Source organism: Aporhodopirellula aestuarii (assembly GCF_023701485.1).
Taxonomy (GTDB): domain Bacteria; phylum Planctomycetota; class Planctomycetia; order Pirellulales; family Pirellulaceae; genus Rhodopirellula; species Rhodopirellula aestuarii.
In genome coordinates this window covers 37,811-44,974 of sequence record NZ_JAMQBK010000095.1, presented here as the reverse complement: position 1 = coordinate 44,974, position 7,164 = coordinate 37,811, and the positions used below count along the sequence as shown (strand labels likewise).

At 56.2% G+C, this 7,164-nt stretch carries 5 protein-coding genes; 3 read left to right on the top strand and 2 right to left on the bottom strand.

Annotated features, from left to right (window positions below; all coding sequences use genetic code 11):
• Positions 1 to 676: 676 nt before the first annotated feature.
• Together NB063_RS28840 and NB063_RS28835 are read left to right on the top strand one after the other, a co-directional pair.
• A complete protein-coding gene (locus NB063_RS28840) occupies positions 677 to 1,195 on the top strand; it encodes an EF-hand domain-containing protein (protein ID WP_250932627.1) in 519 nt (172 codons plus the stop codon).
• Between the two features lie 364 nt (positions 1,196 to 1,559).
• Positions 1,560 to 2,735, top strand: a complete 1,176-nt coding sequence (locus NB063_RS28835) for a methyltransferase domain-containing protein (protein ID WP_250932625.1) — start codon at positions 1,560 to 1,562, stop codon at positions 2,733 to 2,735.
• 60 nt (positions 2,736 to 2,795) lie between these two features.
• Here NB063_RS28835 and NB063_RS28830 read toward each other — a convergent pair whose 3' ends face one another.
• Positions 2,796 to 3,920, bottom strand: coding sequence for a hypothetical protein (locus tag NB063_RS28830; protein ID WP_250932623.1), 1,125 nt, complete (start codon positions 3,918 to 3,920; stop codon positions 2,796 to 2,798).
• A 218-nt stretch (positions 3,921 to 4,138) separates the two neighbouring features.
• Positions 4,139 to 5,626: a PQQ-binding-like beta-propeller repeat protein gene (locus NB063_RS28825; protein WP_407652743.1), complete on the bottom strand. Its 1,488-nt coding sequence runs from the start codon at positions 5,624 to 5,626 to the stop codon at positions 4,139 to 4,141.
• Positions 5,627 to 5,843: 217 nt separating this feature from the next.
• On the opposite strand from NB063_RS28825, the gene NB063_RS28820 reads away from it, so the two are divergent.
• A complete protein-coding gene (locus NB063_RS28820; RefSeq protein WP_250932621.1) occupies positions 5,844 to 6,731 on the top strand; it encodes a dienelactone hydrolase family protein in 888 nt (295 codons plus the stop codon).
• Positions 6,732 to 7,164 lie beyond the last annotated feature (433 nt).

Genomic DNA, 7,164 nt, shown 5'->3' with positions numbered 1-7,164 from the left:
CGATCCCACGTCGCCTCGACCTCGAATCCACCGTCCGCCCACGCGGAAGGCCCAGGTAAGCAGGTACATAGAAGTGATTCGGTATAACGACAATTCAGCGGATCGTGATCGGTTCGGCGTAGGCCGGACCAAGGAGCCTAAGCGACGCAGTTCCGGCACGACTGAGCAAGTGAATGCCGGAACTCGCAAAGCCTCGTTCCGGCCTACAGTTCGCGGCAGTTTCGCCAGATGATTCCTGCAGACCTGCTTAAAACAATCGACGTCCCATAGGAATGAGTTGTGGCACATCGCATCAAGTTGGGAGGTCCGAAAACCACGACGAGTTCCAATACCGGTTGTCTTTATCAATGAGTTCTGCAGTGCTCAAAACGCACCTTCAGCCGGCTTGTAGGTCGAGAGCCGGAGAGTTTGTCTGGGGCAATTCATTGGGGTGAAACATCCCGAAGACTTAAGCGGAATCGTAGGTGCGAGATCTAAGGTGAGTGTGCGGTTTTGACGCACGTCGTTTGCTTATGCGTTGAACGCCTCGTTGTCGGAGCATTTGTTGGGAAAATGGAGATTGAAGGCGAATCTTTCGAAACCTAAGGGCTTCCGCGGTGCTTAAGACGGCTAGCAGAAAAATCCTTCTGCTGCTTTTTCTGTCCGATTCTAGGACGATCCCTTAACGGAGCGAATTATGAAGAATGAAACAATCGATGCCCTTCAACTGGTTGATTCTCGACGACGTGGTTTCCTGAGCAAAATGCTGGTCGGTGGAGCGGCACTTGTTTCTTTGCCCGCGATGTCGACGGTCGTGCTGGGTGACGACGAGGACACGGGGGCCGCATCCGGTAAGGGTGGCAAAGGCAAAGGCGGTGGCCGGGGTGAACGCGGTGAAGGTGCCCGGGGCGAGGGTGGCCGAGGCCAAGGTGGCAGGGGCGAAGGCGGCCGAGGCGAAGGTAAAGGCACTGGTGGCGGCCGAATGGATCCGAAGGCATTGGCTGCTGAAATGATGGCTAATTTCGACAAAGACGGCGACAACAAGCTGAGCGAAGCTGAACTTGTCGCGGCCTTGACGGCATTCGCTCAACAACGTGCCGCTGGGCGGGGCGGAGCGGATGGTGAAGCACGTGGCCGAGGTGGAGCTGCCGGTGAAGGTAAAGGCAAGGGCGGCAACGCCGGTGGAGGCAAGGGGAAAGGCAAAGGTAATCAGTAGGCCTTTGGGGCATTCCCTGTCCATCGTTTTTGATAAACGAGGCTATTAGGTTCTTGAGCCCTGGATGTGAATTCAGGGCTCAAGTTGTTTTGGGGGTGCGTAGGCGAGGTTGCCGTTTGCCGCTGATCCAAAGTGCGAGCGACGTTCAGTTCTTTGCAATCAGACGGGTGGCCGCCATGTAAGACCCTCGCACTGTAGAATGTGTGCTCCCATTTCTGTGTCGCGTGTTTTCGGCCGATCGGTTTTTCATTGCAGTCGCCGAACTCGGCGCAGCGCGTCTCTTGCCATCCGTTGACCGTTCGCTCCCGCTTGTGGTAGGTGGGCGGTGACGTGTCTCCTCATCTACTCAGCACCTCGACGTCCAATGCCGTTTCTCTCAGTCAATCCCAATGTGCTGCTCTCGCCTGTCGCTGACGGATACATCGCGTATCACACCACAGCCAACCGGCTGCATGAGCTGAATCCGACGGCTGCGCTGTTGGTGGAACTTTGTGATGGAAGCAGAGACGCGGACGCTGTTCTCACAATCGCATCGCCTCTGTTGCCGCCGAACTCTGAAGCGGCTGTGCGAGGTTGGATTGATCAGGCGGTCGCGTCAGGAGTATTAGTCGAAGGGAACGAAGCAATTGTTGATGGCGAAGTTCGAGAATTGCCCGCCGATCAACTCAGTGAACTTGCGTGCCAGTTACGAAGTGAAGGCAAGGTGCAGGCAGCGTATTTGTGCCAGGACCGCGCCACGCAGTTGCTCCCCGACAACAACGCCTATTGGCGGGAACTGGGTGAGCTGGCGCACATTGTTGGCAAGCGGCCCGAAGCCAGAGAAGCGTACGAACATTACATGCAGTTTTGTCCTGATGACGCAGAAGTTCGGCATTTACTGACTTCGCTCCGTGACGATGAGGCACCGGCCCGCGTCCCCGATGAGTGCATCAAGCAGCTTTATGAACGCTTCTCGGCGTTTTACGACTCCAACATGTGTGACGAGCTTGGGTATTCGGGGCCCGAGCATCTCAACTCGGTGGTCGGCGAAGCTCTTGGTGAGCGTCGAGGGTTGTCGGTGCTCGATCTTGGCTGCGGGACTGGATTAGCCGGTCTGACCTTGAAGGATCGGGCGTCGCGGCTGATTGGTATCGATCTTTCCGCGGAGATGATTTCGCGGGCCGAAGAACGAGGCGTCTATGATCATCTGCAGGTCGCCGAGATCACTGAATTTTTGCGTAGCGTCACGGAGACATTTGATTTGATCATCGCTTGCGATGCTCTGATCTATTTCGGTGATCTGTCGCAGGTGATTGCACCAGCCGTCAAGCGTTTGAACGCCGGCGGTGTGATCGGCTTTTCCGTCGAAGCCGCATCTAAGCCGCCGTGGTCACTCACCGACTCGGGGCGGTACGTTCACCACGCCGATCATGTCAATGAAGTTGCACAGGCTCATGGCCTGGAGGCAACCTATCGCGAAGAATTCTTGAGAATGGAGTACGGCAAAGAAGTCACGGCGTTGTACGTCACGATGACAAGTGGCGATCCATCGGACTCTTAATTCGCGGGAATCGCTGAGAGCTACAATCGAGTCGGACTGTTTGCCGACAGATGCAAACAATCAACGACCGTCCGGCAACCCGCTTGTTACCTCTCGGACTTCCAACGGCCCAAATCCGCCGACCGCATGACGGTGCGTGTTGAGTTCGATTCGGGATACCTCTCCTGTTGACGAGGTGAGTGTTGATTTGACGATGCCGTTTTGGGTGATGTATGTGTCAATCTCATGCTCGCGATATCGCTCGCTCAAGCTGGTGAGTTCGGCCATGAGTTCAGCGAAGCGATCCGAGAACCCGGGGGTCTGGTTCCATACCTGTTGATTGAAGTCAAAGAAAGAAAGCGTCTCTGCTCCGGCAAGCATGGCTTGGTATGCCATTACCCGGAGTTCATCAATTTCGGGCAGTTTGCTTTTGGGAGGGTGAATCCACGTTTGCAGAATGACGACCAGCGGCAATTGACGATCGGCAAGCGTCATTATTTTGCGACTCCGCTGCATGATGAAAAAAACGTCATCAAGCGGCGCTTCATGAATGTCCGGATAAGGCATGATTCGCATCACGTCGGCTGCGTTGTAAAGCAGCGAGTAGTACTGAAGCTGCGCATCCGTTAACGCAGCCATCGGTCCCCAATGAGAGATCTCGATACGAGTGGTGGGGAACTCTTTGCGGAAGACCGGTTTCAGACGTTTGTATAAATCGACGTAGAAGTCGAAGTGCGTTTCGGGTGTATTGCGTTCAGGTTCGTCCTGCACACTGAAACCAACGAGGGTTTTCGGGTCGACCGCACGAGCCCATAAAAGCCCCCGTTCAATCTCGTCAGGCGTGGTTTGATGTGACCACCAATTTCCCAGCACAACTTTCAGGCCGATGCGGGTCGCCATTTCGTGCAGTTCCACGCGGTCCAAGATCACCTGCGTGAAGCCCATCGACTTGAGCTTCCGAAGTTCTTCTTCGGAATGCGGGCAGTACATTTCGAACCGCTGCGTCATGCGACAGGCGACATGAGCGTCGATAAACTGGGCAATGTTTCGCGCGCGTATCTCGTCGGGGTCTTTGGAGGACAGGGGCAGCTCGGAGCTGGGTGAGGCTGGCTCTTTGACGGTGTCCTGAGCGATCACGCACGGCGATGTCGAAAGGCAAAGTGTCGCGAAAACGAGAAGGTAGGTGAGAGTAGAAACGTTACGCATGCAAAAAGCCTTCGCCACGCGGGCAAGTGATCGCCGTGCGGGGATGAAATGGCGTTGTGGATTTCGCCAGAATTCTTGAGGTGCAGAATGATAGCGGATCCCACAAGCAAATCGTATCGAATTTTCTTGCTCGATACCTAGCCGTTTGGACGCTAGTCGTGGTGGTCGGTGAGAACCGCGAGTAACGCCGCTGGGCTAATTCGCTCGTCGCGAACTTGCTACTGGTTACGGATGCAGTACAGGTGTTCTTTGCCACGCAGGAAAATTTCGTCGCCGACAATCGCTGCGGAGGCGTCGATGGTATCGTCGAGTTTGTTGGTCGAGACGACTTCAAACGTTTTGCCGTGTCGAAGTACGACGGTCGTTCCATCGCGGCCGGTCAAGTAGATGTGGCCTGCGGCGGCGACGGGTGACGCGTAGACGGTTGAAATGTTGGGCAGACGAGTTTGATCGATCAGCAGCTCACCGGTTTTGGCATCTCGCGAAACCAGAACGCCGTTGTTGGCTTTGACGAAGTAGAGTTGGCCTTTGTAGAGAACTGGTGACGGAACATATGGAGCCGCGTCTTCTTCGATCCAGGTGATGGAATCGCTGTCGGTGATGTCGCCCTTCGAGCTCAGCGGAATGGAGTAGATCGCGTACCCACGGTAACCCGTCATCACGATCACGTTGTCTTCGAATCGGACCGGCGACGGGATCGGGTTGCTCGCCTGTCCGCCACATTCCCAAATGACTTCGCCGGTTGCCAAGTCGTAGCTGCGCACGCGATTGGATCCGTTCGCGATCACTTGGGTGCGTCCGTCGTATTGTGTGATCAGTGGCGTGGACCATGTGGTTTGTTCGTCGCGTTGTTGCCGCCATTTCTCAGATCCGGTTTCGGCGTCCAATGCAACGATGAAGGAATCGCCTTCGTGATCGAAGGGAACGACGAGGGTTCCATCGTGAACGGCCGGTGAGCTGCCTTCGCCGAACTGTGCCCGCGTTTGCATCTTACCGAGGTCTTTACTCCACAGCAGTTTGCCGTTGAGGTCGAGACAATGAACGCCTCGTGAGCCGAAGGAGACGTAGAGTCGTTTTCCGTCGGTTACAGGCGAAGACGACGCGAATGTGTTGGTATTGTGTCCGGCTTCGTGGGGGACTTGCTCGGTCGCGGTGGTTCGCCAGATCTCTTCGCCGGTCGCTTTGTCGTAGCACAGCACCATGAACGCGTAGTAATTGGTCGGCGCCGAACCGCCACCGCCACCTCCGCCACGTCGGCCGCGAGCACCACGTGATCCACCGCCGGGACCGCCGCGGTCTCCACCACGGTTTTCGGCACCCGGGCCGCCTTCGCGTGCTCCACCATCTCGTGGGCCGCGAGGGCGTTCATCGGTGTTGGATGGCGAGTTTTCAGCGGTATCGGTTGTGGACGCGCCCGCTGTCGCGTCTTCTTTCACGCGGTCAGTCTTCATGGCGGTCGACACGTAGACGCGGTCGCCCAAGACGATCGCCGTTGAGCTACCCGCGCCAGGGACGGCGACTTTCCATGCGACGTTTTCTGATTCGCTCCACGAAATCGGCGGGTTTGACGCGGTAGCCGTTCCCGACGCGTCAGGGCCACGCCACTGGGGCCAATCCGTTGTGCTTACTTCGGCCGATACGTTTGTGCAGGTTGCGTACATGCACAGCAGCAGGAGAGCGAATCGCGTGTTCACAATGAATTCCATTGGATAGGGGAAGGTGTAGGACGAGACGCGGATTGAACCCCGACGCGTTCAAGAAGTCTCGTTTTCAACAGCGGATTCGAAACCTTGTCCAACGGGTGGGGTTATTCTTTGCACGACGGTTCTCCCACGAAATGAAACGCTGGATCGTGAGATCGTTCCCGTCGATTTACAAACGAACACCAGCGGCTCATGCATTCTCCCCAACGGAATCAAGCACATGAAACGCGCCACCGCGAACGAGATCGATCAACGTCTGCTCGATATTTACGATGATTACGCGCACGGAAGATTGACGCGACGTGAGTACGTCAAACGATTGGCGGCGTTCGCTGTGGGTGGGCTGACCGTCGAAACGATCGAGCAAACCCTCGCCCCCAACTACGCATTGGCAGAGCAAGTCGCACCGGACGACGCTCGTATTCGAGCCGAAACGATCGAGTATGCATCGCCTCAGGGCGGCGGCACGATCAAAGGGTTGCTGGCGCGGCCCGCTGTCGGCGAGCGGTTTCCGGCAGTGTTGGTGATCCATGAAAACCGAGGTCTGAATCCCTACGTTGCTGACGTCGCACGGCGTCTCGCGGTGGACGGTTTTCTCGCTCTCGCGCCCGATGCCTTGTCGCCGCTCGGAGGTTATCCGGGGAATGACGACGATGGACGTGCGATGCAAGCGAAGCGGGACCGCGGTGAGATGTTGGAAGATTTCATCGCCGGTGCAAAACTGCTCGACACGCACCCGAATTCGACGGGCAAAGTTGGTGCGGTCGGATTTTGTTTTGGCGGCGGTATCGTCAACCAACTCGCCGTCAATCTTCCCGATGTGCTCGATGCCGGCGTGCCGTTCTACGGTAGCCAACCGAACGCGTCGGAGGTATCCAAAATTAAAACGCCGCTCCTGATTCAAAATGCCGGACTGGATCGTCGCATCCTGGCGGGGGCACCCGCGTTTGAAAAAGCTCTTCGTGATAACAATGTGCCTTTCGAGGCTCACGTTTATCCCAATGTGAATCACGGTTTCCACAACGACACAACGCCGCGATATGACGACGCTGCCGCGAAGCTCGCGTGGGAACGCACGATCGCGTGGTTTAAGAAGTACCTCGGCTAGCAGTCGTTCGCCGCGATTGCTTTGGTAATTGCGATGACGAACACCGGGTGTGTTGCGACTACCACAGGAATCACCCATCGGCGAAGGTGATTCCTGTTATGCGCCGATCGTCGCGCGAGCGGCAAGCGTGGCACATCAGGTTGTTTCTATGAGTGTGCCACCGGAAAATATCGATAGTCTTGCCCGGTTTCCGGTGCTGAAACTTGCTCAATAGTATGAGAAAGATTAGCTTCATCGACGATCGTTTTCTGGGAAACATCTTCCAATAAGCAGGTCGGTAGGAGTCTCTCGACGCGTCAACTGATTTGGCGTTGGCGGTAGGTTGCTCTCATCACCCTAAGCATGAATGGATCGTTAGCTCACGCATATTGACTAGCTCACCACGCTCGTCGGTACGGTTGCAACCTTCATGCCTGGGCTAGCATGCATGCAA